Below are 25,977 nucleotides of genomic sequence, written 5' to 3'. Positions count from 1 at the left end.
AACCGTAAACCGGCGAACCGCGCGCCGACAACCCCCTGTGCCGGATTGCGCAGCGGAAAAGGTCATGAAAGGCCTGGTTAGACGTTCAATTTCTCATTCTGTTCAGCTCGGTGCAAGCTGGCCGACAGATGGTGTTGCTTCGGTTGCCCGACGGCCGCCATTCGCAGCTTGTAGTCGATCGTGTCCCCGGACAGATGAATCGAGCGGCCCAGGGCGGTGACCGTTTTCGCCGTACTGGAGGTGCCGATATGCGTGGAATCGAGTTCGAGCCGCAGCCCGTCCTCGGCGACGGCGATCCGCCCTTCGCAGATCTCGGTGATACCGGTGGGGTGAGCCAGGATGAGCTCGACCCGGTCCGCGCCGGTCGAGCGCAGATAACCGGTCTCGGCGTGCAGCGAGCGGCCGTCGGCGGCGTGGCGAGTGCGCTGCCGATAGGTGAGGAACGGCCGGCCGACGTGGCCGAAGCGGATTTCCTCGTGATAGTCGAACGGCTCGATGGTCGGGTACTCCCCGTGACCGGAGCCCCGCCAGGTGCCCAGCAGCGGAGCCAGGTGGGCGATATCCGGATGGGGGGCGACGGCGGGCTGGGGTTCGAGCACGGCGCACAGCTTAGTTCCCCGCGCCGCCGATGGTGGGAGGACCACGCTCCCTGGTCCGGTTCGTCCGGGACGAGGGCCGGTAGGTCGCGACATACATCGCGAATCGGACCTCGCTTTGCGCGGAGATCGCGCCGCGGCGGCCGCTGGTCTGGTGTGATGGACGGATGCCGACCGGGCGCGAACGGAGCAGGCGATGACCGTGCGAATCCAGGCGATGCCGCGGCGGGGCGCACATGCCGTGCTGCGCGGCTGGTGGCTGCCGTGCTGGGTGCTCACCCGGCGCCAGATCCGGCCGTCACTGCGCAACGGCGAGGTGCTCACGGCGGTGCTGGCGCCGACGGTGTTCACCCTGGGGTTCTACGTACCGCTGAACCGGGTGATGAGTTTCGCCGGGCACGGGGCGAGCAGTTACGCCCAGTTCCTGATGCCGATGATCGTCATGCAGGCGGTGTCGTTCTGCGCGTCCGCGGCCGCGCTCCGGGCGGCGGTCGATGCTCGCGACGGTCTCGATGCCCGGCTGGCGACCATGCCCATTCCCTCGATCGCACCGTTGACGGCCCGCACCGCCGCCACCGGATACCGCGTCGTCATCGCGTTGGCGGCGGCGCTGCTGGCCGCGCACGTGATCGGCTTTCGATTCGGCGGAAGTAACTGGGAGACACTGGGTTTCCTCTTGTTCTCGGTGTCGGTCGGGGTGATGCTGGGACTGTTCGGTGATCTGCTGGGCGCGCTGTCGAAGTCGCCGGAGGCCACCACCCAGGTGCTGATGCTGCCGCAATTGATTCTCGGCATGGTGTCCACCGGGTTCGCGCCGGCCTCTCAATTCCCGCCGTGGATTCAGGGTTTCGCGCGGAATCAGCCGGTGTCGCAGTTCGTCGACGCGATGCGGGCGCTCGCGGGTGACAAGCCGGGTTTCGCGACGGCGGTGGACCGGTCGACGATCGGGCCGGGTGTGATGTGGACGGTGGCCGGGCTGCTGGTCTTCGGCGCCGGGTCGGTGGCGCTGGCGGTACGGAGGCAGCGATGACAGGGGCGGGCACCGCGGTGCGCGAATTGGCGACCGTGCAGGTGGATACCGAGCGCTGGCGGTATCTGCTGCCGCAGACCCTGGTGCAGACCGGCCGGCTGTTGCGGCGCTGGCGCCGCGATCCGCTCACCACGGCACAGATCCTGGTCTTCCCGGCGCTGCTGCTGATAATGCTGAATACGGTGCTCGGCCGGCAGATCTCGTCGTTCTCCGGCGTCGACGCGCTCTACGGTTCGGTGCCGATGGTGACGGTGGTGTCGGTGATGTCGGGATCGCTGGCCGGGGCGGTGACGCTGGGCCGCGAACGCGATGCGGGCCTGCTGGGCCGCTTCTGGGCGCTGCCGGTCCACCGCGCCTCGGGGTTGCTGTCCCGGCTGCTCGCCGAAATCGCCCGGATCGTGCTCTGCACGGTGGTCCTGTTCGCGGTGGGTATGGCGCTCGGTTTCCGGTTCCACCGTCCCGCCGCCGCGGTCGCGGTGCTCGGGGTGCCGCTGCTCTACGGAATCGGATTCGCCACCATGGTGACGGCGGTGGCGGTGTATTCGGCGAAAACGTTCGTGGTGGAGGCCATTTCGCTCGGATCCTCGCTGCTGATGTTCTTCAGCACCGGATTCGTCCCGCTGCCCGCCTATCCCGGCTGGGCGCAGCCGATCGTGGCCCATCAGCCGCTGTCCACGGCGATCGACTCGATGAGCGCGCTGGCGCTCGGCGAGTCGGCCCGCGGGCCGCTGTGGGCGACGGTGGGATGGTCGGTCGGTGCGATGGTCCTGTTCGCGGTGCCGGCGGCGGTCGGATTCCGGCGCGCCAGCCGGCAGTGAGCGGGGCCGGCGTCGCTCAGCGCAGGCCGTCGGCGATCTCGTTGATCATCTCCGCGGAATCACGCGGGCTCAACGCCATCGCCCGCAGCTGGTCGAACATCACGCCGAAACGCCGAATCTCGTTGTGGCCCTCGACGATATCGTCGCCGGCGATCCCTTCGACGTAGACCAGTTCGGGGTCGGCCGGATCGGGGAAGTCGAGGACGACGAAGGAGCCGACCATCGCCGGATGCGCACCCGCGCCGAACGGCAGCACCTGCAGGATGACATTGCGCTTGTCGGTGTCCTCGGTGAGGCGCAGCAACTGTTCGCGCATCACCTCCGGCCCGCCGACCACCCGGCGGATGGCGGCCTCGTCGAGGACCACCCACAACTCCAGCGGATTCCCGTCGCGGGTCAGCACCTTGGAGCGCTCCACCCGGGCCCGCAGGCGCTGTTCGATCACCGAGGTCTCGACCTTGGGCATCGCGGTGTCCAGCACGGCCCACGCATAGCGCTCGGTCTGCAGCAGGCCGGGGATGAACGAGGTCTGGAACAGTCGGGCCGACAGCGCCTCGGTCTCGAAGTTGATGTAGGCGGCGTAGACCTCCGAGACGGCCGCCTCGAACGGGCGCGACATGCCCGGCTTCTGCGCCTCCATCAGCAACTGCACCGCGTCGGAGCGTTGTGGTTCGCCGATGCCGTACAGGTCGAGCATCGCGGTGAGGGTGCGTCGCTGCGGGCGCGCCTGCGCGGTTTCGATCCGGTAGAGCGTGGTGACGTTGATGCCGGTGCGGGCGCTGACCACCTCCTTGCTGATCCCCGCCTGCTCACGCATCTCCGACAGCAGTGCGGCGAGCCGCCGCAGCTGAACCGTCAGCACCGTGCGTTTACCTGCCATCGCGCGCGTACTCCTTGTGAGTTTCGGGACGCTGGAGCACGTTCCACGGATTCGGGAACGGTCGGGCGAGCATACCGCCCGGCCCGCAGGTCCCGGCACGATCGTGCCCGCCCGGGAATATCCGCGATTGGCCGGGAATTGCAGCAGGGGACACGCGGTGGAACGGAGGTCGATCGCCATGGCGACGACGGCGGTGGAGGCGGTACGGATCGTCCGGGCCGGGCAGCGATACGGCTGGCGGAACGAATGGCTCGATTCCCGGCAGTCGTTTCCCGCGACCGGCAATTTCGATCTCGCCGCCAACGCGCACGGAATGTTGCTGGTGCACAACGAGGATGTCGTCGAGGCCGGTGCCGGTTTCGACACGCATCAGCATCTGAATACCGAGATCGTCACGTGGGTCCTGGAAGGCACTGTGGTGCATCAGGATTCGGCAGGCCACTCGGGCCTGATCCGCCCCGGTCTGGCGCAGCGCATGAGCGCCGGAACCGGCATCCTGCATTCCGAGCGCAACGGCGCGGTGTACGGCGAGCGCGCGAACCTGCACGTGGTGCAGATGTGGATTCCGCCGGACGAGGCCGGCCGCCCGCCGAGCTATCAGGAGTCCGATGTCGAGGCCGGCCTGTCGCACAACGAGTTGGTCACCGTCGCATCCGGCATGCCCCGGCATCGCGGCGAGACGGCGATCACCCTCGGCAACCGCTACGCGGCCTTCCATGTCGCACGGCTGGATCCGGGCCGTTCGGTTCTGGTGCCGGAGGCGCCGTTCGGCCACATCTTCCTCGCCCGCGGATCCGTCGTCTTCGAGGGCACGGCCGACGGGCAGACCACCCTGTCCGCCGGTGACGCGGTCCGTACCACGGCCACCGGCGGGCAACGCATCACGGCCGTGGCGCCGAGCGAGGTGTTGATCTGGGAGATGCACGCGAGCACCGCCTGAACAGTTCGACGGTCATCACGGGCGGAGTTCCGCTGCGTAGGAGAGCAATTCGTCGACCGACCACTGGTCGTCGGCGTGTGAGCCGTAAGAGGCGGCGGCGATGGAGCCGTCGGCGGCGATGAGGAAATCGGCGGGCAGTCCGAGGCGACCGCCCTGCGGTGTGCCGCGGGGTGTGGGTTGTTCGCCGCGCGCCATGGGGCCGACGGCGCTGCCGATCGCCAGTGCGATACCGGGCCACGCCCGCGGATGCAGCAGTGCGCGGTGTGCGGATTCCACACCGAATTCGCGATACAGCGTCTTGTCCGGATCGGCGATCAGGTCGAAGGGGAGATCGGCGGCATAGCCGGTCAATTCGGCTGCCGCGGAATGGAAGACGGCGACCTCGCGGATTCCGGCGGCGGCGATCTCGGCATGCCGGGTGACGAAGGTGCGCAGATGGCGATGACAGATGGGACATCCCGCGAACCGGCGGAATTGCAGATGAATCAGGCGATCGGGATCCGGGACGGGAATCGGTTCGCCGGTGACCGCGGTCAGGGTGCGGCTCGCGATGGTGGTGGGTGCCGACATGCATGCTCCTCGATAGGTAGGTGTACCTCGTACGCCTACAAACCAGTATGCGCGTATCTTGTACGCTGTCAATCCGTGCCCCGCCCTCGCTCGCTGACCACCGCGGACCTGTCGACGGCGGCCCTCGCCGTGATCGACCGCGCGGGCCTGCCCGGTCTGACCATGCGCGCGGTGGCCGCCGAACTGGGGATGGCCACCATGGCGCTGTATCGCTACGTGGCCGACCGGGAGGCTCTCGAAGTGCTGATCGTCGACCGGCTGCTCGGTGACGTCGACGTGTCCACCCCCGTCGACGCCGAGTGGCGGACGGCGATCGTGTTACTGCTCGAGCGCATGCGGGCGGCGGTCGCGGCGCATCCGGCGGCGGCGCCGCTGGTGCCGCGGCATCGGCACGCGAGTCCGGCCGCGCTGCGATGGATGGACGCCACCCTCGCCGCACTCACCGCGGGTGGTTTCACGGGGCGGGAGCGAGTGATAGCTCAGCGGACGCTGGTGGCCTTCCTGCTCGGCTGTCTGGAGAACGAACACCATGCCGCGATCGGCGGTGCGGGCACCGTGGCCATCACGACGCTGCCGCCGGCGGACTATCCCTACCTCATCGAAACCGCCAGCGAGGCCCGCGACATCTCGGCCGAAGAGGAATTTCGCGGCGGTATGGAGATCGTTTTGCGTGGTTTGTCGCCACAGTGAGCGCGTGGTGTGATCATCGCCGACGCGCCGTCGCGGGTTCCGGACGTCGACGGACGGGCCGTGAAATGATTACCAGCACAGTCGTTCTCGAGGCATCATCGCACGTCGCGGGCATATCCTGACGCCGGGAAGACTGTGACCACACCGTGATTCCAGCAATGCGGACGCAATCTTGCGTTCTTGCATATGCAAGAGCAGAATCCGATCTACCCTTGAATTCGCCACATTCGATCCGAACGACGGACGAGCGAAATCCGGAGATCAGTGATGACGGTGCGACGATGACGACTTCGATTGCCAGTGCGTTACCCGCAGCCCCGCAATTGTTGTGCGCCTTCCAAGGTCGGCGATTCCAGGACCGCGAGCTGTTGCGGTCGGCCCGGGCGCTGGCCGAACTGCACACCCGGCGTGCGCAGATCACCGACCCGATCCTCATCGCGGAAATCGACTGCCGCCGCGGTGAACTCATCGACGACATCAACGAATGGGTCGAACGCGAATTGCCGGGTTATCGCACCGGCGTCGCGCTGCGCACCGATGTCCTCGGGCCGATGGTGGACCGCATGGCCGGCAGCTGGGTCGCCGCCAACCGCGCCATCGACCGCGACGGCGCCCGCAGCGACACCACCCACAAGCACTGGTACCACCTCGCCGAACTGGTCGACGGCTATACCGACCTCGTCAGCGGCGTCACCGCGCCGCCCGCCCGGTAAGCGCAGCGCACAGCGGCGTCGCCGCCGTGGCCTCGCCCCGGGGCGGATAGTCTGAATACATGTCTGTGCGCACCCGCAAGCCGCTCGCCCCCGGAACGCTCTCGCCCGTGCGCGAGGTGCCGCGCTCGATCGAGCGGCCGGAGTACGCGTGGAAGAAGACCGTGAACGAGGGCCGCGAACCGTGGGTGCAGACGCCGGAGACCATCGAGAAGATGCGGCTGGCGAGCAAACTGGCCGCCCAGGCGCTGCAGGAGGCCGGTAAAGCCGTCGCTCCGGGCGTCACCACCGATCACCTCGACGCGGTCGTCCACGACTATCTGTGCGATCACGGGGCCTACCCGTCGACCCTCGGATACAAGGGCTTCCCCAAATCCTGCTGCACCTCGCTGAACGAGGTGATCTGCCACGGCATTCCGGACTCCACGGTGATCGAGGACGGTGACATCGTCAATATCGATGTCACGGCCTACATCAACGGCGTGCACGGCGATACCAACGCCACCTTCCTCGCCGGTGACGTCGACGAGGAGGCCCGGCTGCTGGTGGAGCGCACCCACGAGGCCACCATGCGGGCCATCAAGGCGGTCCGGCCCGGGCGGGCACTGAACGTGATCGGGCGCGTCATCGAGTCGTATGCGAATCGTTTCGGCTACGGGGTGGTCCGCGACTTCACCGGCCACGGTGTCGGCCCGACCTTCCACAGCGGCCTGGTGATCCTGCACTACGACCAGCCCGCCATCGAATCGGTCATCGAGCCGGGCATGACCTTCACCATCGAGCCGATGATCAATCTCGGCGGTATCGATTACGAGATCTGGGACGACGGCTGGACCGTGGTGACCAAGGACCGCAAGTGGACCGCGCAATTCGAGCACACGCTGGTCGTGACCGAGGAAGGCGCCGAAATCCTCACGCTCCCATGAGGTTCGCCGCTGCGGCCGGCGCGGTGAACGGCGCACTGCTGGTCGCCGGCACCACCTCCGACGCCGGTAAGAGCGTGGTGGTGGCCGGCATGTGCCGGATGCTGGCGCGGCGCGGCGTGCGGGTGGCGCCGTTCAAGGCGCAGAACATGTCCAACAATTCGGTCGTGACCCTCGACGGGGGCGAGATCGGCCGGGCACAGGCGTTGCAGGCGCGCGCCTGCGGCCTCGAACCCAGCGTGCGGTTCAATCCGGTACTGCTCAAACCCGGCAGCGACCGCCGTTCGCAGCTGGTGGTGCGCGGCGTCGCGGTCGACACCGTCGGCGCGCGCGACTATTTCCGGCACCGGCGGGGGTTGCGCGAGGTGGTGGCCGGTGAACTCGCCGCCCTGCGTGCCGAATTCGACGTGGTGATCTGCGAGGGCGCCGGCTCACCCGCCGAGATCAACCTGCGCGCGACCGATCTGGCGAATATGGGCCTCGCGCGGGCGGCGCAGTTGCCGGTCCTGCTGGTGGGCGATATCGATCGCGGCGGGGTACTGGCGCACCTGTTCGGCACCGTGGCGATTCTCGAACCCGAGGATCAGCGGCTGATCTCGGGCTACATCGTCAACAAGTTCCGCGGCGACGTGGAATTGCTGCGGCCGGGGCTGGACCGGCTGACCGCGCTCACCGGCCGCCCGACGCTCGGGGTCCTGCCCTACAGCGACGAACTGTGGATCGACGCGGAGGATTCCCTGGGCACCGTCGCCGACGCCCCGGTCGGCCGCCCGCGCCCGCCGGTGGGCACCGAATGGCTGAGCGTCGCCGCGATCCGGCTGCCACGCATCTCCAACTCCACCGATATCGAGGCGCTGGCGTGCGAGCCGGGAGTCGCGGTGCGCTGGGTGAGCGACCCGTCGCGGCTGGCCGGCGCCGACGTGATCGTCGTTCCGGGGAGCAAATCCACCGTCTCGGATCTGAACTGGTTGCGCCGCGCGGGAATCGCGGACGCGATCGCGGCCCACGCCGGCGCCGGAAAGCCGGTGCTGGGCATCTGCGGCGGCTACCAGATGCTCGGCCGCCGCATCCACGACGACGTCGAATCCGGGGCGGGCGAGGTCGACGGTCTCGGCCTGCTGGATCTCGAGATCGAATTCGCCGATCCGAAGGTGCTGCGGCGCAGTGCCGGCCACGGCGCGGCGAGCGGGGCAGCTGTCGCGGGAATCTCGTTGTCCGGCTATGAGATTCACCACGGCCGGGTGCGACGCAGCGGCGATCCGGCCTGGGTCGAGATCAGCGGTGTCGAGACGGACAGCCGCGAAGGCAGCGTGCGCGGGGCCGTTCGCGGCACACATCTGCACGGGCTGCTGGAATCCGACGAGTTCCGCCGCGCCTGGCTGCGGGAGGCCGCGCGGCAGGCCGGTCGCACCGGCTTCGCGGTCGCCTCCGATACCTGTGTGGAGGCGGTGCGTACCGCTCAATTGGATCTGCTCGCCGACCTGATCGAGAAACACCTCGACGTCGCGGCGCTCGAGCGCCTGATCAGCGACGGTGCGCCCGCGGGACTGCCGACTCTCACCGTCGGCCGGTGAGTGCGGGGTCCGGTGCGCCGGGGCTCGGATCCGTTCGCGGCCCGATCTCGTCCTCGTTCGACGTGCCGCGGTCGAGTTTCCGGTGCCGAGGCCGCCCACCTCACAGCGCTGCGATCCGCGTCATCACCGGGCGATGAACGTGGCCGAGGACATGGCGTGCGCCCGTCCGCTGCCGTGTAGCGTTGATCGGCATGGAGACCCGGCGAATCGCGGTCGGTGACCGCGCCTGGACCGTACGAGTCGGCGGGCCGGAGTCCAGGCATACGGTGCTGCTGCTACCCGACGCCGGAGCTCCGGCCGACGTCTACGACCAGGTGTGCGAGCGACTGCACAATTCCGATCTGCGCACCATCACGGTGGAGTCGATCGACGGCCTGGACAAGGCCGCGGTCTACGCCATCCTCGACGACCTCGGCGTGGCCTGGGCCAACCTGGCCGGCTACGGCGCGGGCGCGGAACTGGCCTGGCAACTGGGCGCGCGCGGCTTCGGCCGGTTCGTCGGACTGGTGGTGGCCGGGCGCCCGCATCCGGCCGTGGCCGTGGACGGAACCGCCGCCGATGCCACCTGCCCGGCAGTGGAACTGCCGACCACCGTCATAGCCACCGAGGACCTGCCGCGCGCGGTCGCCGATTCCTGCGGTCGCCACGTCTTCGGCGAATTCCGCGTCACCCAGGTCGACACCGCCGAGGTGCCGATCAAGGCCGATCACGAATTCGCCACCGAGATCGTGCTGCGCTCGGGCCTGTGGTGAGCGCGGGCTCTCGGTAGAGCCCGCGAACACCTTGCGCGGCACCGTGATTCAGGCGCGGAAGTCGCGCAACCAGCTCAGCCACGCGTCCAGTTCGGTGAACGCGTGCGAGCGCACCTCCGGCGCCGAGAGGAACACGTCGTGGCGGGCCCCCTCGATCGGCACGATGTTGGTGCGCCCGCCCAGACATCCCGACCAGCGCTGAATCTGGCGCACGTCGAGCACCACATCCGACACATCGGCGGCCGGACCGTACTTGCGCATGAACTTCGTCACCTTGGACCGCAGGATCAGCGCCGGAACCCCGACGTCGAGGCCGCGATGCAGCTCCGCATGACCGCGGCGGATGGCGCGCAACCAGCCCAGATGCACCGGGAACCCACCCAGCGGCTTCCAATCGAGGTTGTAGTCCCATTCGCCGGAGACACTGGTGTGCAGGCTGTCGCCGTAGGTGCTCAGCTCCCCGCCGGGCAGGCGCGTCATCGCGCGCACCCGGCCCACACCGCCGATCACGGCGGTGCCGATGTGGCGGTAGTAGGCCGGGCCCTGCAGATCGAACCACGGGCTGTTGAGCACGAGTCCGGTGATGCCCTCGGCGGCGGCATCGCGGCGGTTCAGCCACAGCGGCAACACCAGACCGCCGGTGGAGTGCGCCATCAGCAGCACCGGCAATCCGGTCTCCTCGCGCACGATCTGCACCGCGCGATCCAGTTCCGCGTCGTAGAGCCGCAGATCGCTGACGTAGTGCGCGGTCTGGCCGGGACGGCGCGAGCGTCCGCACTTGCGCAGATCCAGAGCGTAGAAGCGATAGCCGCGCGCACTCATGTGCTCGGCGAGATGCTTCTGGAAGAAGTAATCGGTGAAGCCGTGCACGTACAGCACCGCCCCGGCGGCCGGCTCGGCGATATCGGGCTCGTGGCGGACCAGGGTGGCGTCGACGACGCCCTCACCGTCCGGATCGGGCCCGAGCGGAATGGTCAACTGCCGATATCCCTCGCCCAGAACATCGGGCTGCCAGGCGTGGGTGGTCGACGGGGCCAGCGGCGTCTCGTTCGTCACAGCTTCACGATATTCGACCCGCTCAGGGGCCTGCACGGCGAGCCGTGCCGAACGTGCATGTGTGACGGTTTCGGAAACGGGCATGGTGAGGGGCAGAATCAAGTTGAAGTGAACGGCGGGTAACCTCATTACCCGCCCACCAAGTGCCCGCGCTGGACAAGGAAGTCGATCACCCCGTGCCGAACGCTGCGATGACTGAAAAGACCGATGTAGTCCTCATCGGTGCCGGCATCATGAGTGCCACCCTGGGTGCACTGCTTCGCCAGTTGCAGCCCGACTGGTCGATCACCATGTTCGAGCGACTGGACGCGGCCGCGCCCGAGAGCAGCGACCCGTGGAACAACGCGGGCACCGGCCACTCGGCGCTGTGCGAGCTGAACTACACACCGCAGGCCGCCGACGGTTCGGTCGACATCACCAAGGCGATCGATATCAACGAGCGCTTCCAGGTGTCGCGCCAGTTCTGGGCCTACGGCGCCGAGAACGGCGTACTCGCCGACCCGTCGGGTTTCATCAATCCCATTCCGCACGTGAGCTTCTGCCACGGTGCCGACGGTGTGGACTATCTGCGCAAGCGCCACGCGGCGCTGTCGCGGCACCCGCTGTTCGAGGGTATGGAGTTCATCGACAGCCCGGACGAGTTCACCCGCCGCCTGCCGCTGATGGCCCGGGGCCGCGACTTCTCCGAGCCGGTCGCGCTGAACTGGACCCAGACCGGTACCGATATCGACTTCGGAGCGCTGACCAAGCAGCTGCTGGCCTACCTCGGCTCCTCGGGCGTGGAGATCGCCTTCGGCAACGAGGTGCGCAACCTGTCCAAGAAGTCCGACGGCAGCTGGACGGTCAAGGTCCGCAACACCCGCACCCGCACCACGCGCACGATCGACGCCAAATTCGTCTTCGTCGGCGCGGGCGGCTACGCGCTGCCGCTGCTGCAGAAGGCCGGCATCAAGGAGATCCAGGGCTTCGCCGGATTCCCCGTCAGCGGCCAGTTCCTGCGCTGCACCAACCCCGAGCTGATCGCCAAGCACGACGCCAAGGTCTACGGCAAGGCCGCCGTCGGCGCGCCGCCGATGTCGGTGCCGCACTTGGACACTCGCGTCATCAACGGCAAGCCGGGCCTGCTGTTCGGCCCCTACGCCGGCTGGACCCCGAAGTTCCTCAAGGACGGCAAGTTCAGCGACCTGCTCAAGTCCGTGCGGGCCGGCAACGTCACCCCGATGCTGGGAGTCGGCGTCACCGAACTCGGCCTGGTCAAGTACCTCGTCAGCGAGCTGCTGAAGTCGCCGGCGGGCAAGGTGAACACCATGGAGGAGTTCATCCCGCGCGCCGACGGCCACGACTGGGAGCTGATCACCGCCGGTCAGCGCGTGCAGATCATCCGGCGCAAGGGTGCGGGCGGCGTCCTGGAACTCGGCACCGCGGTGATCGCCGCCGGTGACGGCTCCATCGCCGGACTGCTCGGCGCCTCGCCCGGCGCCTCCACCTGTGTCAGCGCGATGATCGACGTGCTGCAGCGCTGCTTCCCGAGCGAATACGCCGATTGGACACCGAAACTCAAGGAAATGGTGCCGTCGCTGGGTGTGAAGCTCTCGGAGAATCAGGCGCTGTTCCACGAGGTGTGGGACTGGTCGACCAAGGCCCTCAATCTCAACGGCAGCGGCCGTGCCGACAACACGCCGATCGCCGCAGGGGTCGCGCACAGCTGAAACATGTGATAGCAAGACGCGATGATGTCAACGGTTGCGCTCAAACGGTCGTGGGCCGCGGATCTCGATACCGCGACGCTGTACAAGCTGTTGAAACTGCGCGTCGAAGTGTTCGTCGTGGAGCAGAAATGCGCTTATCCGGAACTGGACGGGCTCGATCTGCTCCCCGAGACACGCCACTTCTGGCTCGACGACGAGGGTGAGATCATCTGCACCCTGCGGCTGCTCGAGGAGCACCACAACGGGGTGAAGTCGTTCCGCATCGGCCGGTTGTGCACGACTCCGGAAGCGCGTGGTCACGGCTACACCACCCGCGTGCTGCAGGCGGCCATCGCCGAAGCCGGTTCGGCGACAGTGCGTTTGAACGCCCAGACCTATCTGGTCGACCTCTACACCAAGCACGGGTTCAAGCCCGACGGCGAGGAGTACGAGGAAGACGGGATAGCGCACATCCCCATGCGCAGAGGCTGAGTGGCGGGTCCACCACGGAGCTGTCGGCCCCGTATCCCGTTCCGGGGTGCGGGGCCCTCTCGTGCCGGGGCGAGTCGTCAGTCCCGCAACGGATTCGGCGCCGGATCGGTGTCCGCACCGCATAATTCGCGGGCGAGCATCGTCGCGCCGGCGACCGCACCCGGCATCAGGACGATCGCCACGAACGGCACGAGGAATGCGGCGGCCAGCGGAATACCGAAGCCCCACACCAGCATTCGATGCGAACGCAGCATCGTCAGATGTTCGCGCAACTCGATTCCACGGCGCAGCATCGCGACGGCGGTCAGTTCCTGCGCCAGGAAGAACCCGGCCACGCAGACCCCGAGCACCGGGACGGCGGTCTGCCCGACCAGCGGCAGGAATCCGGCGCAGAACAGCACCACGCCCCACACCGCCGCCCGGATCAGAATGCGCACCCCGTCGCGGACCCCGATCCAGACCTCCCGCCACGGCGGCAGTCCCGATTCCGGCGCACGCCCGTCGGCCGACAGCGACCGATCCACCCGTTCCGACACGGCCTCGTAGAACGGCTGGCCGATCACCAGCGTCACCGCGGTGAACGTGATCACCGCCAGGAACAGCCCCAGCAGGACCAGCAGCACGGCCAGGCCGCCGCGCAGCAGGCCTGGCCACGGCGACGACCAGTGCGCCGCGAACGGCGTCGCCCACGCGACCAGATCCCCCGCGAACCACACCAGCGCCACCAGCAGCCCCAGATACAGCACCATCGAGAGCACGCCCGGCAGCAATCCCAGCCCCAGCTCCCGCCGATGCGCCGCGGCCCACCGCTGCCCCCGCACCAGATACCCGAAGCCCCGCACCACATCCCGCACCCGCCCAGCGTATTCGGCAGGTGAGAAGCGCGCCGAATACCTCGTACAGCTGTGCGAAACTGCGCGGTTCCGGTGCTCGCGGACGACACCGTCGAAACCCTGGCCGCGCGGGTGCTGGAGGCCGAGCATGTGGTGTTGCCACTGGTGGTGCGGCGGATCGCGGCGGGGCAGCGGCTGTAGTGCGACAGGGCAGCCCGGTGCGGGGGCGGAACGGGGCGCGCATACAGTGGGTGCGTGTCCGATTTCCGAGATGAATCCGCATCGGCTGTGTCCGCGCACCACGACGGTGAGGCGGGGTTTCCGTTCTCGGCGGTGGTGGGGCAGGAGCAGTTGCAGCTGGCGCTGATTCTGTGTGCGGTGCATCCGGGGATCGGCGGAGTATTGGTGCGCGGGGAGAAGGGGACCGCGAAATCGACCGTGGTGCGGGCGCTTGCGCAGTTGTTGCCGCCGGTGGCCGACGAGAGTGGGCAGCGGCCCGCCCGGCTGGTGGAGCTGCCGGTCGGCGCCACCGAGGACCGGGTCGTGGGATCGCTGGATCTGGAGCGGGTGCTGCGCGACGGGGAACAGGCGTTCCGGCCGGGGCTGCTGGCGGCCGCCCATCACGGCGTGCTGTACGTCGACGAAGTGAATCTGCTGCACGACCACCTCGTCGACGTCCTGCTCGACGCGGCGGCCATGGGGCGGGTGCATATCGAACGCGACGGGGTGTCGCATTCGCATCCGGCTCGGTTCGTCCTGGTCGGCACCATGAACCCGGAGGAGGGTGAACTCCGCCCGCAGCTACTGGACCGCTTCGGCCTCACCGTCGACGTCGCGGCCTCCCGCGATGTGGACGTGCGCATGGCCGTGGTGCGCCGCCGCCTCGACTACGAGGCCGATCCCGCCGCCTTCGCGGCCGCCTACGCCGCGGCCGATCGCGACGTCGCCGAGCGCATTCTCGCCGCGCGGGAACGCCTCGCCGAGGTGGCGCTCGACGATATCGAACTGCGCCGGATCGCGGCGCTGTGCGCATCCTTCGACGTCGACGGCATGCGCGCGGATCTGGTGGTGGCGCGCACCGCGACGGCCCATGCGGCGTGGCGTGGAAGTGAGTGCGTCACTGCCGATGACGTGCGTATCGCCGCGGAACTGGCACTGCCGCACCGTCGCCGGCGCGATCCGTTCGACGAACCGGGCATCACCGACGAACAACTCGACGACGCCATGCGCGATGCCGAACAGGAGGCCGAACGGGCCCGCGCCGAGCAGCGTGCCGCGGAAGACGAAACCCCGAGCGACGCAGCGGAAACGGAGTCCGATCCGAAGCGCGAGTTCGATCGTGACCAGCGCGAGCCGGATACGGACGCCGAAGCTCCCGAGAACAAGGGCTCCGACGGCCCCGACGACAAGGGCCCTGACGACGACGGTCCCGGCTCACCGGGCGGCGGCCCGCGCGGCGGCGCCCGCGAGGGCAGCGCGGCGGCCCCGGCGAATTCCGTTGCCCGCCCGCCCCACTGGGAGATCCCGGGAGTCGGGGAGGGCGCTCCCGGACGCCGATCCCGCGCCCACACCCGGCACGGCCGGGTGGTGCGGTCGGTCACCGACACCTCCACCGGGCTCCATCTGCTGGGCACCCTGTTCGCCGCCGCACCCCATCAGCATGCCCGCGGCCGCGTCGACGGCCCGCTGGCATTGCATGCGGCCGACCTTCGCGGCGCGTATCGCGAAGGGCGCGAAGGCAATCTGGTGGTGTTCGTGGTCGACGCCTCCGGGTCGATGGCCGCCCGCGATCGTCTGTCGGCGGTCACCGGGGCGGTGGTGGCCCTGCTGCGCGACGCCTATCAGCGCCGCGACAAGGTCGCCGTGATCACCGTGCGCGGCAGCGAGGCCGAGCTGGTACTGCCGCCGACCTCCTCGGTGGATATCGCGGTGCGCCGCCTCACCGATCTGCGCACCGGCGGCAAAACCCCACTGGCACAGGGATTGCTGAAGGCCCGCGAGGTGGTGGCCCGCGAACACGTCCGCGACCCGCAGCGTCGCGCGATGGTCGTGCTGCTCACCGACGGCCGCGCCACCGGCGGTGCCGACCCGATCCCGCGTGCCCGCGCCGCCGCCCGCCTGCTCGCCCGCGACGGTGTGGCCGGCGTGGTCGTGGACTGCGAGCGCGGCATGGTCCGGCTGGGTCTGGCCGCCGAGTTCGCCCGCGAGCTGCGCGCCACCTACCTGCGCCTCGGCGAGCTCACCGGCGATTCGGTCGCCGCCGCCGTCAAGTCCGGGCTGCCGCATCATCTGGCGGCGTGAGCGCCACACCGCCCGCGATCGGTCGGACCGTACGACGGCCGGACCCGCGCGGCCGACCGGATGTGCGGATGTGGGAATGTGATGCGTAGGTGCTCGACCAGGAGGATGCAGCGATGCCGAAGGGCGTTCCGGAGACGATTCCCGACGACGGGCTGACCACTCGCCAGCGGCGTAATCAGCCGGTGCTCGCGGTGCACACCGGTCCCGGCAAGGGCAAGTCGACCGCGGCGTTCGGGATGGCGTTGCGGGCCTGGAATCAGGGATTCGACATCGCGGTCTTCCAATTCGTGAAGAGCGCGAAATGGAAGGTCGGCGAGGAAGCCGCTTTCCGCACCCTGGGCCGGCTGCACGAGGAGACCGGCACCGGCGGCCCGGTGGAATGGCACAAGATGGGCGAGGGCTGGTCGTGGACCCGCAAACAGGGCAGCGAGGACGATCACGCTGCCGCGGCCCTGGCCGGATGGCGGGAGATCGCGCGCCGGCTGACCGCCGAACAGCACCGCTTCTACGTCCTCGACGAGTTCACCTACCCGCTGAAATGGGGCTGGGTGGACGTCGACGAGGTGGTCGAGACGCTGCGGAACCGGCCCGGCAACCAGCATGTGGTGATCACCGGCCGCGACGCCCCGCAGGCACTGGTCGACGCGGCGGATCTGGTCACCGAGATGAGCAAGGTGAAACATCCGATGGACGCCGGGCGCAAGGGTCAGCGGGGTATCGAGTGGTGACGGCGGGCGGCCGATGACGACTCCGGCCGTGGTGATCGCCGCGCCCGCCTCGGGCAGCGGAAAGACCACGCTGGCAACCGGTTTGATCGGAGCGCTGCGCCGCGCCGGACATCGGGTCGCGCCGTTCAAGGTGGGACCCGACTACATCGATCCCGGGTATCACGGTCTGGCCGCCGGGCGGCCGGGACGCAATCTGGATCCGGTGCTGGTCGGCGCCGAGCGGGTGGTGCCGCTGTACCGGCACGGCAGCGCGGGCTGCGATGTGGCCGTGGTCGAGGGCGTGATGGGCCTGTTCGACGGCCGCATCGACGCCGCGAATCCCGCCCCGATCGCCGAGGGGTCGACCGCACAGGTCGCCGCGCTGCTCGGCGCCCCGGTGCTGCTGGTCGTCGACGCGCGCGGCCACAGTCAGAGCCTGGCCGCCCTGCTGCACGGGTTCGCGACCTTCGACAGCGGGATCCGGCTCGGCGGCGTGATCCTCAACCGTGTCGGCAGCCCGCGCCACGAACAGGTGCTGCGCGCCGCCTGCGCCCGGGTCGGTCTTCCGGTGCTCGGCGCGCTGCCGCGGATGGACGAACTGGCTGTTCCCGCACGGCATCTCGGCCTCGTTCCGGCGGTCGAGCACGGTTCCGCGGCGCATGCGGCGGTCGCGGCCATGACCGAACTCGTCGGCGCGCACGTCGATGTGGGTGCGGTCGCGCGACTGGCCTTCGCCGATGTGGACGGCCACGCGTGGGATCCGATGGGTGAAGTCGTGGCCCCGCATCGACAGGACCGGACCGCCCTCGACGGCCCGGAGCCGGGCGAGGACACCGGCTCGCCCGGAGCAGCGCTGCCCTCCGGCAGTACGGCGGCCGCGACGTCGCGGATCTCGTCGGAGAAGGCAGGGCCGCAACAGACCGGCGAGCCGGAGACGCCGGTACCGGCGTCCGCGTCGGGCAGTGTGGTGCGCGAGCCGGCGCCGATCGTCGCGATGGCGGGCGGGCCGGCGTTCACCTTCGGTTACGCCGAACATCGTGAACTGCTGGTGGCGGCCGGGGCGCAGGTGGCGGTGTTCGATCCGTTGCACGAGCAATTGCCCTCGGGCACAGCCGGTCTGGTGCTGCCCGGCGGTTTCCCGGAGGAGCATGCCGCCGATCTGGCCGCGAATACGCCACTGCTGACCGCGGTCGCCGAGTCTGCCGCCCGGGGCATGCCGATCCATGCCGAATGCGCGGGCCTGCTCTATCTGACCCGTTCGCTGGACGGGCACCGCATGGCCGGAGTCCTCGATGCCACCGCCGAATTCGGACCGCGCCTGACTCTCGGCTACCGCGATGCCGTGGCCCTGGCCGACTCGGTGCTGTGGCGCACCGGAGAACGTGTGCGCGGCCACGAATTCCACCGCACCCGCCTGGTCACCACGGGATCGAACCCACCCGCCTGGGGATGGCGCACCGACGAGGCCGCGGTCCGGGAAGGTGCGGTGGCGCACCGAGTGCATGCCTCCTATCTGCACACCCATCCCGCCGGAAATCCCACGGCCACAGTTCGTTTCGTCGCGGCGTGTGAAAAGTTCGCCGTGGCGCACGCCGGCGTGTGACGGCGATGCGCGAGCGATCCTCGAAACGACCCGCCGATCGGCCCGAGCAGCGCGAGCGCCTCCCTTTCGGCGGGCGGCGCGGGGGAGAGGCCACTCGTCGTCGCGGGCGGGAATTGCCCGCGGGCATCGGACGGCTGAACCGGGCAGCGGCGGACCTCGCCCGAAGACGACTCCCTGGCGGACGCCCATGCGAACCGACTCACTGCGCCGTGACCGAGGTGCCGGCATCACGCCCGTGCCCGATCGGAACAGTTCGTTGCGGCGCACCCGGCCGGCATTCGACCACCGGCCGGGCAAACGGGGACCGATGAGCGGGGCGGTGGTCGTAGGAATCGGGTCACGGCCCGATCCGGCGGCCGAAGCCATCGTGGCGGCCGTGCGGAAAGTGATGGGGCACACTGCGATCCGATGCCTGGCGACGATCGATCGGCGGGCGGAGGAGCCGGGAATCGTCGCTGCCGCGGCCGCGTTCGAGGTGCCGGTGATCGGATTCGGTGCGGACGAACTGGCTCATGTCGACGTTCCTCATCCGGGCGACCGTGCGGCCGTCGCGGTCGGCACGCCGAGCGTCGCCGAAGCGGCAGCGCTGCTCGCCTGGAGGCGCTGGGGTCGGCGCGGGCGGCTGATCGTGCCGAAGACCGTGTTCGGCACGATCACGATCGCCGTCGCGGAAGAGGAGTGAACGCGGGACACCCGCCGTACTCGCCGGCGCTGTTTCGCAGGCGGTGCCACGAACGCCCGTCTCCGATCGGATCGTGGTCCGGCCGTGACGAACCCGGCGGATAGGCGGCCCGAACGAAACCGGCCGAATCCACGGCGGTGCGGATTCGGCCGGGCGGCTAGGAAAGTTGCTGTCCCGCAACGCCTTAGACGCAGGCGCCGCCGAGGCTCGCGGTCGTCACGATGGTGTATCCGGCGACCGGTGAGAGTTCCGGGAGTCCGTCGTAGTACACCGCGCTGACGACGTGTTCGCCCGGCCGGTCGGGCATCCAGCCGATGCTGGCGACGCCGTTGACCACCGGGGCGGTGCCGACGATATTGCCGCTGATCCCCGAGAGGTGACTGAAGAAGTCGACGGTGCCGTGGGTGACGGGGCTGCCGTCGGGGTTGCGCACCGTCGCGACCGCGTTCTGGGCGCAACCGACCAGCGCCCCGCTGACCGGGCTCAGTGCCGACCCGGACATCGAGACCGCGATCGTGGGAGCCACCGTCGCTTCGGCCGGGGCCGCCCCCACGATCGGGAGCAGTGCGCCCGCCAGCGTCCCGGCCGCCAGGACGAACCCGGCCCGGGTGCGGGCGCGCCACGCCCGCCCGGACGACAGCGCCGGGCCGGGGAGAACCTGGGAGGTACCACGCGAAACACGGAAACCGCTCATCGTGCCTGCCTCTCGCTGTGCCGTCCCGGGCCGGCGGCCCGGCGTCGATCCGTCGCAGGGTACCTGAGATCCAGCTCACATCGGGCACGGCTCGCGGAGCGGCCTCGACAATGCGGCTCGCGGAGCGGCTCGGGTTACGGTGCGACCGAGGTCCAATCGGCGAAGCCGGTGGGGTCGTGCCGACCGAGGCTGCCGTGTTCGAACAGCCCCCAGCCTTCGGCGTCGCCGCACCGTGCCTGTCCGACGTGGTCGATCACACCCCACGGAATTCGCCCGGCCACCGCCGGATCCGTCAGGTCGTAGCGGCTGCTCGACGACCAGTCACGTCCCTTCCACTGCCCGTGCAGCCAATCCGGATCGCCGCCGTAACCGCAGCCGATATGCAGCGGAATGCAGGTGTGCGCACGCACCTCGACGGTCAGCGGCGAGCCGTCACCGGCGGTCATGTCCAGCCGCGCGGAGACGGGAATTCGCGTGCCGGAACGATATTCGAGGTGAATGCGCGGCCAGCCCAGCTGTTCGACGCGCCCGTCCGGCCACACCCGTACGGCGTCGTTGAGGGTGCGGAAGCCGTCCGGATTCTCCTGCACGATGACCACGATTGCGAAGTCGTCGAACCGCAGCGGCACGTAGAGCCACCAGAATCCGGCCGCCGGTTCGCTCGCGTCGCGGCCGGGTGGCTCGGTCTCGCCGACCGGCCGGATACCCCAGGACCGGTCGCGGGTCCCCATCCAGATCTCCGGATCGACGGCGATGTCGTCACCGTCGACGTGCAATGTCCCCGACCAGGAGCCGACCTGGGCGAACCGGGAGGCGTCGATGATCGGCCGGCTGCCGGTGTGGATGAGATGCGGCTGCTCCTGCACGGCGGGGAATGACCCGTCCCAGGTGAGGTCGAACGACAGGTCGTCGTGCTCGCAGATCACCCGGACGCGTCGCAGCGGTTCGATCACCTCGATGCGATAGCCGCCGACGCTCATGTTCAGATCGCGCGGTGGCAGGGCGTCCGAGAATCGGACCGTGCGCTGGATATCGCCGCGGCGGACCGCGGCGTAGGCGTCGATCACACCGAGATTCGGATAGACGCCGAAGCCGGTGACCAGCATCGTGCCGCCGCTGCGGTCGTGGGCGTTGAAGTAGCTGCGGTCGTAGAAGTTCCGGTCGGTGGTGGCCGCGCGCGCCAGCGACAGCGGCGTCTGGTGCACCGGATATTCGTCCAGCGGAACCGGTGCCTGGTGCGCCGGATGTCCGTCGATGCCTGCCATCAATCTCCTCAATCCCACTGGTAGGTGCCGTCGAGCAGGGCCTCGAGGGCCGCTCGGTGCATCACGTAGTCGTCGCGGTCGTCGGTGTCGGTGTCCTCGCCGAAGTGGATCATCCGCCGTTTGATGCGCGCCATCACGATGCCGTGGCGCAGCGCGGCGTAGACGAGATACCACTCCAGATCCCGCGGCCGATGGCCGGTGAGCTCTTCGTAGCGCGCGACCACGTCGTCGCGGCGCAGATAGTCCGGCAGTCCGGGCTGGTCGAAGCGGGTGGCGATGTCCTGGAAGAAGCGGTGGATGAAGATCAGCCACGCCACGTCGAGTTCGCGCGGGCCGAGGGTGGCCATCTCCCAGTCCAGGACCGCGACCGGGTCGAATTCGTCGAAGATGATGTTGCCGGGCCGGGCGTCGCCCCAGTTCAGCACGTCCGGTCCCGGATCGGCGGGCCAATGTTGTTCGAGCCAGTCGAAACCGCGCTCCAGCAACGGGATTCGGTAACCGTCGTCGGCGAGTGCCCAGCGGTACCAGTGGCGCTGGGCGTCGAAGTGGCGGCGCAGCGACGATCCTTCCCCGGCCAGGGCGGGGAATGTCGCCGCCGGATCGGCGATGGCGTGGACTCTCGCGATGATGTCCACCGTGGCGCGGGTGATCCGCATGCGCTGCTGCGGTGTGGCGTCGAAGACCCAGCCGACGAAGACGTACGGCGGATTGTCCTCCGGGATCCGGCCGTTGACCCGTTCCATCACGAAAAACGGTGTGCCGAGTACGGATTCGTCCGGTTCGAACCAGCACAGCCGCGGCACCGGCACATCGCTGTGCGCGCCGACGCCGGCCATCACCGCGTACTGGGTATCGAGATCGTAGTTCTCGAAGACGGGGAACGAGCCCTCCTCGGGAGGCATGCGTGCCACGTACGAGCCGCCTTCGGTGCGGCCGTCGCGCTCCCAGCTCGCCTCGAACATCACCGAGGAACTGGACATACCGCCCGCCTGTGGCCGCGACAGCCCCGTGATCACCGGCCCGGTGGTGCCGGTGAGCTTGCCGGCCAGCCACTGGGTGAGTCGCTCGGCGAGTTCGTCGAGATCGCGAGCGCTGGTGGTCAGTTGCCGCCGCTGCCCGGGGTCGGTATCGGATTCGCCCGACATATCGGACCTCCTGACGGGATGAAAACGTCTGTGCGCCAACTCATTACGTGCGGGCACGGCCGAATCTGGCCCGGCGCGGGTGGCGTGTGGATGAAATGTAACGCGTTCTAGTGCGCGGTGGCGCGGAATCGGCGGCGAATTTTCCGCCGTTCCGCTCACCGGGATCCGGTTTGCCCGCGGTGCGCACGAACGGGTGCGGGGGCCACCCCTGAGGTTCGTGCTGCCACGTACGCCGCGCGGAGTAGCGCGGAATCGGGGTCCGGCCCTGAGGACTTTCGCCGCGGGCCCTCGTAACGTCGTGCACCGATCCGCGCACCCGTTCGCTACGGCGTTCGTCGAGGCAGCCGTGCGCCGGGGTCCGTCGGGGAGAGGAGTGGGTAGTGAGTGTCATGGTGGCGCAGGCCGAAACGCCGCGGCGGGAACTCGAATCCGAGACGGCGGTGGGCTGGACACCGCTCACCCGGGTGGCCTTCCGGTTCGCGTTCCTGTATTTCGGATTGTTCTGTCTGATCTATCCGCAGATCGTGTTCGCCTTCACCGGCTGGTTCGGCCGCTGGCTCGACGCCGACGCCGTGCTGTGGCAACCGCGGTTGCTGCGCCCGGTGCTGGAGTGGGTCGGGCGCACGGTCTTCGGCGTGCATCCGGTGCTGAGTCCCAACGGCAGCGGCGATCAGACGATTCTGTGGGTGCTGGTGTTCTGCGTCCTGGTCGTCGCCGTCGCCGGCACACTGATCTGGACGCTGCTGGACCGCCGTCGCGCCGATTACCGGCGGCTGGCCGGCTGGTTTCTGCTGTTGCTCCGGCTGTGTGTGGCCGGTCAGATGCTCAACTACGGTTTCGCCAAGGTCATCCCCACCCAGATGCCCGAACCGATGCTGTCGACGCTGCTGGAGCCGTACGGCAACCTCACGCCGATGGGGGTGCTGTGGAATCAGGTCGGCGCGAGCCCGACGTACGAGATCCTGCTCGGCGCCGCGGAACTGCTGGCCGGGATCCTGCTGTTCGTTCCGCGCACGGCGACGGTGGGCGCGATGCTGACGCTGGTGAGCATGGCGCAGGTCTTCGTGCTGAACATGACCTTCGACGTGCCGGTCAAGATCCTGTCCGGACATCTGATGCTGATGTCGATGGTGCTGCTCGCTCCGCAGGCGCGGCGGCTGCTGGACGTGCTGGTGCTCGATCGCCCGGTCGGCCGCTCGACGGCGCCCTATCCGTTCCGCACCCGCCGGGCCCGCTGGTTCGCGGCGCTGGCGCAGATCGGGATCGGGATCTGGGTGGCGGTGGCTCTGACCCACGTGAGCCTGCAGTTGTGGGACGAGGGCCCGGGCCGCACGAAACCGCCGCTGTACGGGATCTGGCGGGTCGACGAATTCAGCCGCGACGGGCAGCCGGTTGCGCCGCTGCTCACCGACCCGGACCGGTGGCAGCGCGCGGTATTCGACGTCGACGGGGTCATGCAGTATCAGCGGATGGACGGGACGTTCGTGCCGGTACAGGTGCGGGTCGACACCGGCGCTCGTCATCTGGACCTGCATGCCGTGCCCGGTGCCGAGCAGCAGTCCGTGACCTCCGGCGGCTTCGCCTACGAACAGCAGGGACCGGACCGGCTGCGGTTCACCGGCGACCTGGACGGTCATCCGGTGACGGTGACCTTCCGGCGCCAGGACCCGGACGCCTTCCCACAACGCAGCCGCGGCTTCCACTGGATCCAGGACGCACCGCAGGGGTGAGGTCAGCGGGCCGTCGCGCCGATCTGGTTGCCCCAGTGCGGATTCGGGGCATAGAACTCCCCGGTGCCGGGGGCGAAGGCGGCCGCCGCCCCGGCACATCCCCACAGCCGGGCCGCCAGCCACGCGGTCGGATAGCCGAGGTAGCCGTACACGCCGTCGGTGCACGGCGACGAGGCCCGGGTGCAGTCGGGCTGACCTTGGACGTCGTTGTGGTTGGGGCCGACCAGTGTGCCCCACGCCTTCGTCACCGAAGCCGGCGTGGCCTCGTAGTAGTCCTGGTTGGACTGCAGACCCGGCAGTGCCCACAGCTTCTGCGAGGGGGAGATGAGCGCGTCGTCGGAGCCGTTGACGAAGAACACCGAACCACCCGCCAGGCGACGAGTGTCCGTGCAGCTCAACCGGTTCGAGCAGAACGACTGGGCGGGCAACTCGATCGGCACGGCGGTGCGAATCAGCCCGCCCGAGTCGATCATCGCGTTGAGCACCCCGGTGGCGCCTTGGGAATGACCGACGGCGCCGATCGCCGAGGTGTCGAGCCGATCGTGGAACACGCTCGCCGGATCGGCGGCCCGATCGATGAGATATCGCGCCGCTCCGGCGATGTCGACGCCGGAGCCGGTACTGCGATTCTCGGTCGCGATCACCACGAAGCCCCAGGACGCCAGATGCCGCAACAGATGGGCATACTGCCGAGGTTGCGCGTTCGTGCCGTCGCCCCAGGTGATGATCGGATGACGAGGGCCGCGCGCGGCAACATCGACCGGATACCAGATGTCGTAGGCGGCGCCGGTGCTGTCGCAGCAGCCGAATCCGTAGTGCTCGGTGACCTGCCACGGCCCCGGCTCCGAGTAGCGGGCCTCGGTCGGGCCGCTCGCACGATAGGGGTCGGCCGCATACGCGGTGGCGGCCACCGCGGCGGCGACCGCGACCGTCACCAGCACGGTCAGAACCTGCAGCACCGCTCGTCGCATGTTCGCAGCATAGAACCGCGCCGAACGCACCGGGACGAAAAAGACGGCCGGCGGGAATGACCGTGTGCGGCATCCGGTTGTGCCGTGGCATGGGTGCTGAACTCTCCGACGACCTGAAGAAGATCCTCGACGACACAAAGGTTTTCGCCACGCTCGCGACGATCGGCCGCGACGGGCAGCCGCATCTGACCGTCACCTGGCTGCTGCGCGACGGGGAGGACCTGCTGTACTCCACCACCGTCTCGCGCCAGCAGTACAAGAACGTGGTGCGCGACCCGCGGGTGACGATCATGATCAACCCGCCGGACAATCCGTACGTCTACGCCGAGATCCGCGGTACCGCCACCATCACGCCCGACCCGGACAAGGCGCTGCCCGACCGGCTGTCGGCGAAATACACCGGCCTGCCGTACGTGGAATTCAATCCCGCCTCCGTCGACGACGCCGAGCGAGTGATCGTGCGGGTGACCCCGGAACGGGTCAACGGCCGCCTCTGAGGCGACCTCCGATGCGACCGAATTCACCTCGTGTAATTCTGTGAGATGAGTCTCGACTGTGATACGGCGAGCGTTGCAGAGCCGGTGTAACCCCTGCAGGATGGCGGGAGCGGCCGCTTCCGCCGCACCAACTTCGCAGGTAGAGGGAGTTTCACGTGGCTTCGTCAGGTCGCAGACAGAGTAGACGCAGCGCGCGCCGGGCCGGGCTGCGCACGGCAGCCGCGGCCGCCGCCGCCTTGGCGGCGCTCACCGGCACGGGCGCCGGTCTCGCCGCCGCCCGGCCGGTCGGCGCGTTCGACGTGGGCGGGGCGATCGAGAAGGAATACGACCGTGCCGGCGGGACCGCGATTCTCGGCAACCCGATCGGACCGGAATCCGACGCGAACGGCGGCAAATTCCAGGTCTTCGACCGCGGCTGCTCGATCTACTGGTCCGTGGGCACCGACGCCCATGCGATCTGCGGCCTGATCCGCGACAAGTGGGGCTCGATGGGCTGGGAGAACAGCCCGCTCGGCTTCCCGCTCACCGACGAGGCCAAGGCCGGCAAGGACGGCAAGGGCCGCTTCACCCGATTCCCCGGCGGCGTCATCGTGTGGTCGGCGAATACCGGCGCGCACCCGGTGTGGGGATCGATCCTCGGCATGTGGGAAGGCAGCAACGCCGACGGCGGCCGCTACGGGCTGCCCACCAGCGACGAATACGACTACAACGGCGGTAAGGCTCAGGATTTCCAGGGCGGCCGGATCACCTGGAAACCCTGACGATCCCCGCCTGCGGCGTCGCGACGGGTGATTGCGGAGTTCGCCCGGCCACGCCGTAGGCTGAAACCT

General features: G+C 69.0%; 27 protein-coding genes. 18 read left to right on the top strand and 9 right to left on the bottom strand.

From position 1 onward, the window contains the following. Positions 1–77: 77 nt before the first annotated feature. Entirely contained in the window at positions 78–608 is a 531-nt protein-coding gene (locus ON23_RS18135; protein ID WP_244969940.1) for a peroxynitrite isomerase, read from the bottom strand. Between the two features lie 184 nt (positions 609–792). Here ON23_RS18135 and ON23_RS18130 point away from each other — a divergent pair, with 184 nt between their 5' ends. Continuing rightward, the gene (locus ON23_RS18130) at positions 793–1,626 is read left to right on the top strand and encodes an ABC transporter permease (RefSeq protein ID WP_083904056.1); all 834 of its coding nucleotides are present in this window, start codon (positions 793–795) and stop codon (positions 1,624–1,626) included. Next, positions 1,623–2,444 (top strand): ABC transporter permease, encoded by an 822-nt coding sequence (locus ON23_RS18125; RefSeq protein ID WP_083904055.1) that lies wholly within the window; start codon positions 1,623–1,625, stop codon positions 2,442–2,444. Before ON23_RS18130 ends, ON23_RS18125 begins: the two co-directional genes overlap by 4 nt. Positions 2,445–2,460: 16 nt before the next feature. On the opposite strand, the gene ON23_RS18120 is transcribed toward ON23_RS18125, so the two are convergent. Continuing rightward, entirely contained in the window at positions 2,461–3,324 is an 864-nt protein-coding gene (locus ON23_RS18120; protein WP_036503530.1) for a helix-turn-helix domain-containing protein, read from the bottom strand. A 178-nt stretch (positions 3,325–3,502) separates the two neighbouring features. On the opposite strand from ON23_RS18120, the gene ON23_RS18115 reads away from it, so the two are divergent. Beyond that, complete coding sequence (locus ON23_RS18115) at positions 3,503–4,264, top strand: pirin family protein (protein ID WP_083904054.1); 762 nt, start codon at positions 3,503–3,505, stop codon at positions 4,262–4,264. A gap of 15 nt (positions 4,265–4,279) precedes the next feature. On the opposite strand, the gene ON23_RS18110 is transcribed toward ON23_RS18115, so the two are convergent. Then, positions 4,280–4,834 carry a peroxiredoxin-like family protein gene (locus ON23_RS18110; protein WP_039779605.1) on the bottom strand — a complete coding sequence of 185 codons (555 nt, stop codon included), beginning with the start codon at positions 4,832–4,834 and terminating at the stop codon, positions 4,280–4,282. Positions 4,835–4,909: 75 nt separating this feature from the next. On the opposite strand from ON23_RS18110, the gene ON23_RS18105 reads away from it, so the two are divergent. The 5 genes from ON23_RS18105 to ON23_RS18085 all read left to right on the top strand — a co-directional run bounded on the left by ON23_RS18105 (position 4,910) and on the right by ON23_RS18085 (position 9,483). Continuing rightward, a complete protein-coding gene (locus ON23_RS18105) occupies positions 4,910–5,524 on the top strand; it encodes a TetR/AcrR family transcriptional regulator C-terminal domain-containing protein (protein ID WP_039779604.1) in 615 nt (204 codons plus the stop codon). Between the two features lie 281 nt (positions 5,525–5,805). Next, positions 5,806–6,237: a hypothetical protein gene (locus ON23_RS18100; protein ID WP_223273213.1), complete on the top strand. Its 432-nt coding sequence runs from the start codon at positions 5,806–5,808 to the stop codon at positions 6,235–6,237. 59 nt (positions 6,238–6,296) lie between these two features. Next, positions 6,297–7,160 carry a type I methionyl aminopeptidase gene (map, locus tag ON23_RS18095; RefSeq protein ID WP_036503524.1) on the top strand — a complete coding sequence of 288 codons (864 nt, stop codon included), beginning with the start codon at positions 6,297–6,299 and terminating at the stop codon, positions 7,158–7,160. After that, complete coding sequence (locus ON23_RS18090; protein ID WP_039779603.1) at positions 7,157–8,731, top strand: cobyric acid synthase; 1,575 nt, start codon at positions 7,157–7,159, stop codon at positions 8,729–8,731. Before map ends, ON23_RS18090 begins: the two co-directional genes overlap by 4 nt. Before the next feature lie 191 nt (positions 8,732–8,922). Beyond that, positions 8,923–9,483: a hypothetical protein gene (locus ON23_RS18085; protein ID WP_039779602.1), complete on the top strand. Its 561-nt coding sequence runs from the start codon at positions 8,923–8,925 to the stop codon at positions 9,481–9,483. Positions 9,484–9,531: 48 nt separating this feature from the next. Here ON23_RS18085 and ON23_RS18080 read toward each other — a convergent pair whose 3' ends face one another. Then, on the bottom strand, positions 9,532–10,539 hold the full coding sequence (locus tag ON23_RS18080; protein WP_051042829.1) for an alpha/beta hydrolase: 1,008 nt from the start codon (positions 10,537–10,539) through the stop codon (positions 9,532–9,534). Between the two features lie 191 nt (positions 10,540–10,730). On the opposite strand from ON23_RS18080, the gene mqo reads away from it, so the two are divergent. Continuing rightward, positions 10,731–12,248: a malate dehydrogenase (quinone) gene (gene mqo, locus ON23_RS18075; RefSeq protein WP_039779601.1), complete on the top strand. Its 1,518-nt coding sequence runs from the start codon at positions 10,731–10,733 to the stop codon at positions 12,246–12,248. 21 nt (positions 12,249–12,269) lie between these two features. Then, entirely contained in the window at positions 12,270–12,719 is a 450-nt protein-coding gene (locus ON23_RS18070; RefSeq protein ID WP_039779600.1) for a GNAT family N-acetyltransferase, read from the top strand. A 77-nt stretch (positions 12,720–12,796) separates the two neighbouring features. On the opposite strand, the gene ON23_RS18065 is transcribed toward ON23_RS18070, so the two are convergent. Next, positions 12,797–13,573, bottom strand: a complete 777-nt coding sequence (locus tag ON23_RS18065) for an EI24 domain-containing protein (RefSeq protein ID WP_039779598.1) — start codon at positions 13,571–13,573, stop codon at positions 12,797–12,799. Between the two features lie 51 nt (positions 13,574–13,624). Between ON23_RS18065 and ON23_RS39595 the strand changes: the two genes are divergently transcribed. The 5 genes from ON23_RS39595 (at position 13,625) to ON23_RS38820 (ending at position 18,845) form a co-directional block, all read left to right on the top strand. Beyond that, the gene (locus tag ON23_RS39595; RefSeq protein WP_275942022.1) at positions 13,625–13,753 is read left to right on the top strand and encodes a hypothetical protein; all 129 of its coding nucleotides are present in this window, start codon (positions 13,625–13,627) and stop codon (positions 13,751–13,753) included. Between the two features lie 54 nt (positions 13,754–13,807). Further along, positions 13,808–15,853 carry a VWA domain-containing protein gene (locus ON23_RS18060; protein ID WP_083904051.1) on the top strand — a complete coding sequence of 682 codons (2,046 nt, stop codon included), beginning with the start codon at positions 13,808–13,810 and terminating at the stop codon, positions 15,851–15,853. A gap of 113 nt (positions 15,854–15,966) precedes the next feature. After that, positions 15,967–16,581 (top strand): cob(I)yrinic acid a,c-diamide adenosyltransferase, encoded by a 615-nt coding sequence (gene cobO, locus ON23_RS18055; RefSeq protein ID WP_036503569.1) that lies wholly within the window; start codon positions 15,967–15,969, stop codon positions 16,579–16,581. Positions 16,582–16,594: 13 nt separating this feature from the next. Continuing rightward, positions 16,595–18,163 carry a cobyrinic acid a,c-diamide synthase CobB gene (locus ON23_RS18050; RefSeq protein WP_039779595.1) on the top strand — a complete coding sequence of 523 codons (1,569 nt, stop codon included), beginning with the start codon at positions 16,595–16,597 and terminating at the stop codon, positions 18,161–18,163. Positions 18,164–18,482: 319 nt separating this feature from the next. Further along, on the top strand, positions 18,483–18,845 hold the full coding sequence (locus ON23_RS38820; RefSeq protein WP_051042835.1) for a cobalamin biosynthesis protein: 363 nt from the start codon (positions 18,483–18,485) through the stop codon (positions 18,843–18,845). 184 nt (positions 18,846–19,029) lie between these two features. Here ON23_RS38820 and ON23_RS18040 read toward each other — a convergent pair whose 3' ends face one another. From ON23_RS18040 to ON23_RS18030, 3 genes are all read right to left on the bottom strand, one after another. Continuing rightward, entirely contained in the window at positions 19,030–19,539 is a 510-nt protein-coding gene (locus ON23_RS18040) for a hypothetical protein (RefSeq protein ID WP_039779594.1), read from the bottom strand. 134 nt (positions 19,540–19,673) lie between these two features. Continuing rightward, positions 19,674–20,804 carry an Rv3169 family protein gene (locus ON23_RS18035; RefSeq protein WP_051042828.1) on the bottom strand — a complete coding sequence of 377 codons (1,131 nt, stop codon included), beginning with the start codon at positions 20,802–20,804 and terminating at the stop codon, positions 19,674–19,676. An 8-nt stretch (positions 20,805–20,812) separates the two neighbouring features. After that, a complete protein-coding gene (locus tag ON23_RS18030; RefSeq protein WP_039779593.1) occupies positions 20,813–21,949 on the bottom strand; it encodes a phosphotransferase family protein in 1,137 nt (378 codons plus the stop codon). Between the two features lie 389 nt (positions 21,950–22,338). Here ON23_RS18030 and ON23_RS18025 point away from each other — a divergent pair, with 389 nt between their 5' ends. Then, positions 22,339–23,679 (top strand): hypothetical protein, encoded by a 1,341-nt coding sequence (locus ON23_RS18025; RefSeq protein ID WP_039779592.1) that lies wholly within the window; start codon positions 22,339–22,341, stop codon positions 23,677–23,679. A 2-nt stretch (positions 23,680–23,681) separates the two neighbouring features. On the opposite strand, the gene ON23_RS18020 is transcribed toward ON23_RS18025, so the two are convergent. Beyond that, on the bottom strand, positions 23,682–24,650 hold the full coding sequence (locus ON23_RS18020) for a poly(ethylene terephthalate) hydrolase family protein (protein WP_157170241.1): 969 nt from the start codon (positions 24,648–24,650) through the stop codon (positions 23,682–23,684). A gap of 89 nt (positions 24,651–24,739) precedes the next feature. Between ON23_RS18020 and ON23_RS18015 the strand changes: the two genes are divergently transcribed. Both ON23_RS18015 and ON23_RS18010 read left to right on the top strand, forming a co-directional pair. Beyond that, entirely contained in the window at positions 24,740–25,147 is a 408-nt protein-coding gene (locus ON23_RS18015; RefSeq protein WP_039779590.1) for a PPOX class F420-dependent oxidoreductase, read from the top strand. A 155-nt stretch (positions 25,148–25,302) separates the two neighbouring features. Continuing rightward, positions 25,303–25,908, top strand: a complete 606-nt coding sequence (locus ON23_RS18010; protein WP_245555994.1) for an LGFP repeat-containing protein — start codon at positions 25,303–25,305, stop codon at positions 25,906–25,908. The last annotated feature ends 69 nt before the right edge of the window (positions 25,909–25,977 follow it).

It is taken from the genome of Nocardia cerradoensis NBRC 101014, assembly GCF_000308535.1.
Classification (GTDB): Bacteria; Actinomycetota; Actinomycetes; order Mycobacteriales; family Mycobacteriaceae; genus Nocardia; species Nocardia cerradoensis.
The sequence above is the reverse complement of the archived record's forward strand: the minus strand, read 5'-3'. Positions and strand labels throughout refer to the sequence as shown.

Excerpts from the sequence above, each read along its gene's own strand:
- map (WP_036503524.1), top strand. The coding sequence starts at position 6,297 with ATGTCTGTGCGCACCCGCAAGCCGCTCGCCCCCGGAACGCTCTCGCCC.
- ON23_RS18070 (WP_039779600.1), top strand. The coding sequence starts at position 12,270 with ATGATGTCAACGGTTGCGCTCAAACGGTCGTGGGCCGCGGATCTCGAT.
- mqo (WP_039779601.1), top strand. The coding sequence starts at position 10,731 with ATGACTGAAAAGACCGATGTAGTCCTCATCGGTGCCGGCATCATGAGT.
- ON23_RS18050 (WP_039779595.1), top strand. The coding sequence starts at position 16,595 with ATGACGACTCCGGCCGTGGTGATCGCCGCGCCCGCCTCGGGCAGCGGA.
- ON23_RS18030 (WP_039779593.1), bottom strand. The coding sequence starts at position 21,949 with ATGTCGGGCGAATCCGATACCGACCCCGGGCAGCGGCGGCAACTGACC.
- ON23_RS18035 (WP_051042828.1), bottom strand. The coding sequence starts at position 20,804 with ATGGCAGGCATCGACGGACATCCGGCGCACCAGGCACCGGTTCCGCTG.
- ON23_RS18100 (WP_223273213.1), top strand. The coding sequence starts at position 5,806 with ATGACGACTTCGATTGCCAGTGCGTTACCCGCAGCCCCGCAATTGTTG.
- ON23_RS18120 (WP_036503530.1), bottom strand. The coding sequence starts at position 3,324 with ATGGCAGGTAAACGCACGGTGCTGACGGTTCAGCTGCGGCGGCTCGCC.
- ON23_RS18125 (WP_083904055.1), top strand. The coding sequence starts at position 1,623 with ATGACAGGGGCGGGCACCGCGGTGCGCGAATTGGCGACCGTGCAGGTG.
- ON23_RS18085 (WP_039779602.1), top strand. The coding sequence starts at position 8,923 with ATGGAGACCCGGCGAATCGCGGTCGGTGACCGCGCCTGGACCGTACGA.
- ON23_RS18110 (WP_039779605.1), bottom strand. The coding sequence starts at position 4,834 with ATGTCGGCACCCACCACCATCGCGAGCCGCACCCTGACCGCGGTCACC.
- ON23_RS18015 (WP_039779590.1), top strand. The coding sequence starts at position 24,740 with ATGGGTGCTGAACTCTCCGACGACCTGAAGAAGATCCTCGACGACACA.
- ON23_RS18130 (WP_083904056.1), top strand. The coding sequence starts at position 793 with ATGACCGTGCGAATCCAGGCGATGCCGCGGCGGGGCGCACATGCCGTG.
- cobO (WP_036503569.1), top strand. The coding sequence starts at position 15,967 with ATGCCGAAGGGCGTTCCGGAGACGATTCCCGACGACGGGCTGACCACT.
- ON23_RS18090 (WP_039779603.1), top strand. The coding sequence starts at position 7,157 with ATGAGGTTCGCCGCTGCGGCCGGCGCGGTGAACGGCGCACTGCTGGTC.
- ON23_RS18020 (WP_157170241.1), bottom strand. The coding sequence starts at position 24,650 with ATGCGACGAGCGGTGCTGCAGGTTCTGACCGTGCTGGTGACGGTCGCG.
- ON23_RS18115 (WP_083904054.1), top strand. The coding sequence starts at position 3,503 with ATGGCGACGACGGCGGTGGAGGCGGTACGGATCGTCCGGGCCGGGCAG.
- ON23_RS18040 (WP_039779594.1), bottom strand. The coding sequence starts at position 19,539 with ATGAGCGGTTTCCGTGTTTCGCGTGGTACCTCCCAGGTTCTCCCCGGC.
- ON23_RS18025 (WP_039779592.1), top strand. The coding sequence starts at position 22,339 with ATGGTGGCGCAGGCCGAAACGCCGCGGCGGGAACTCGAATCCGAGACG.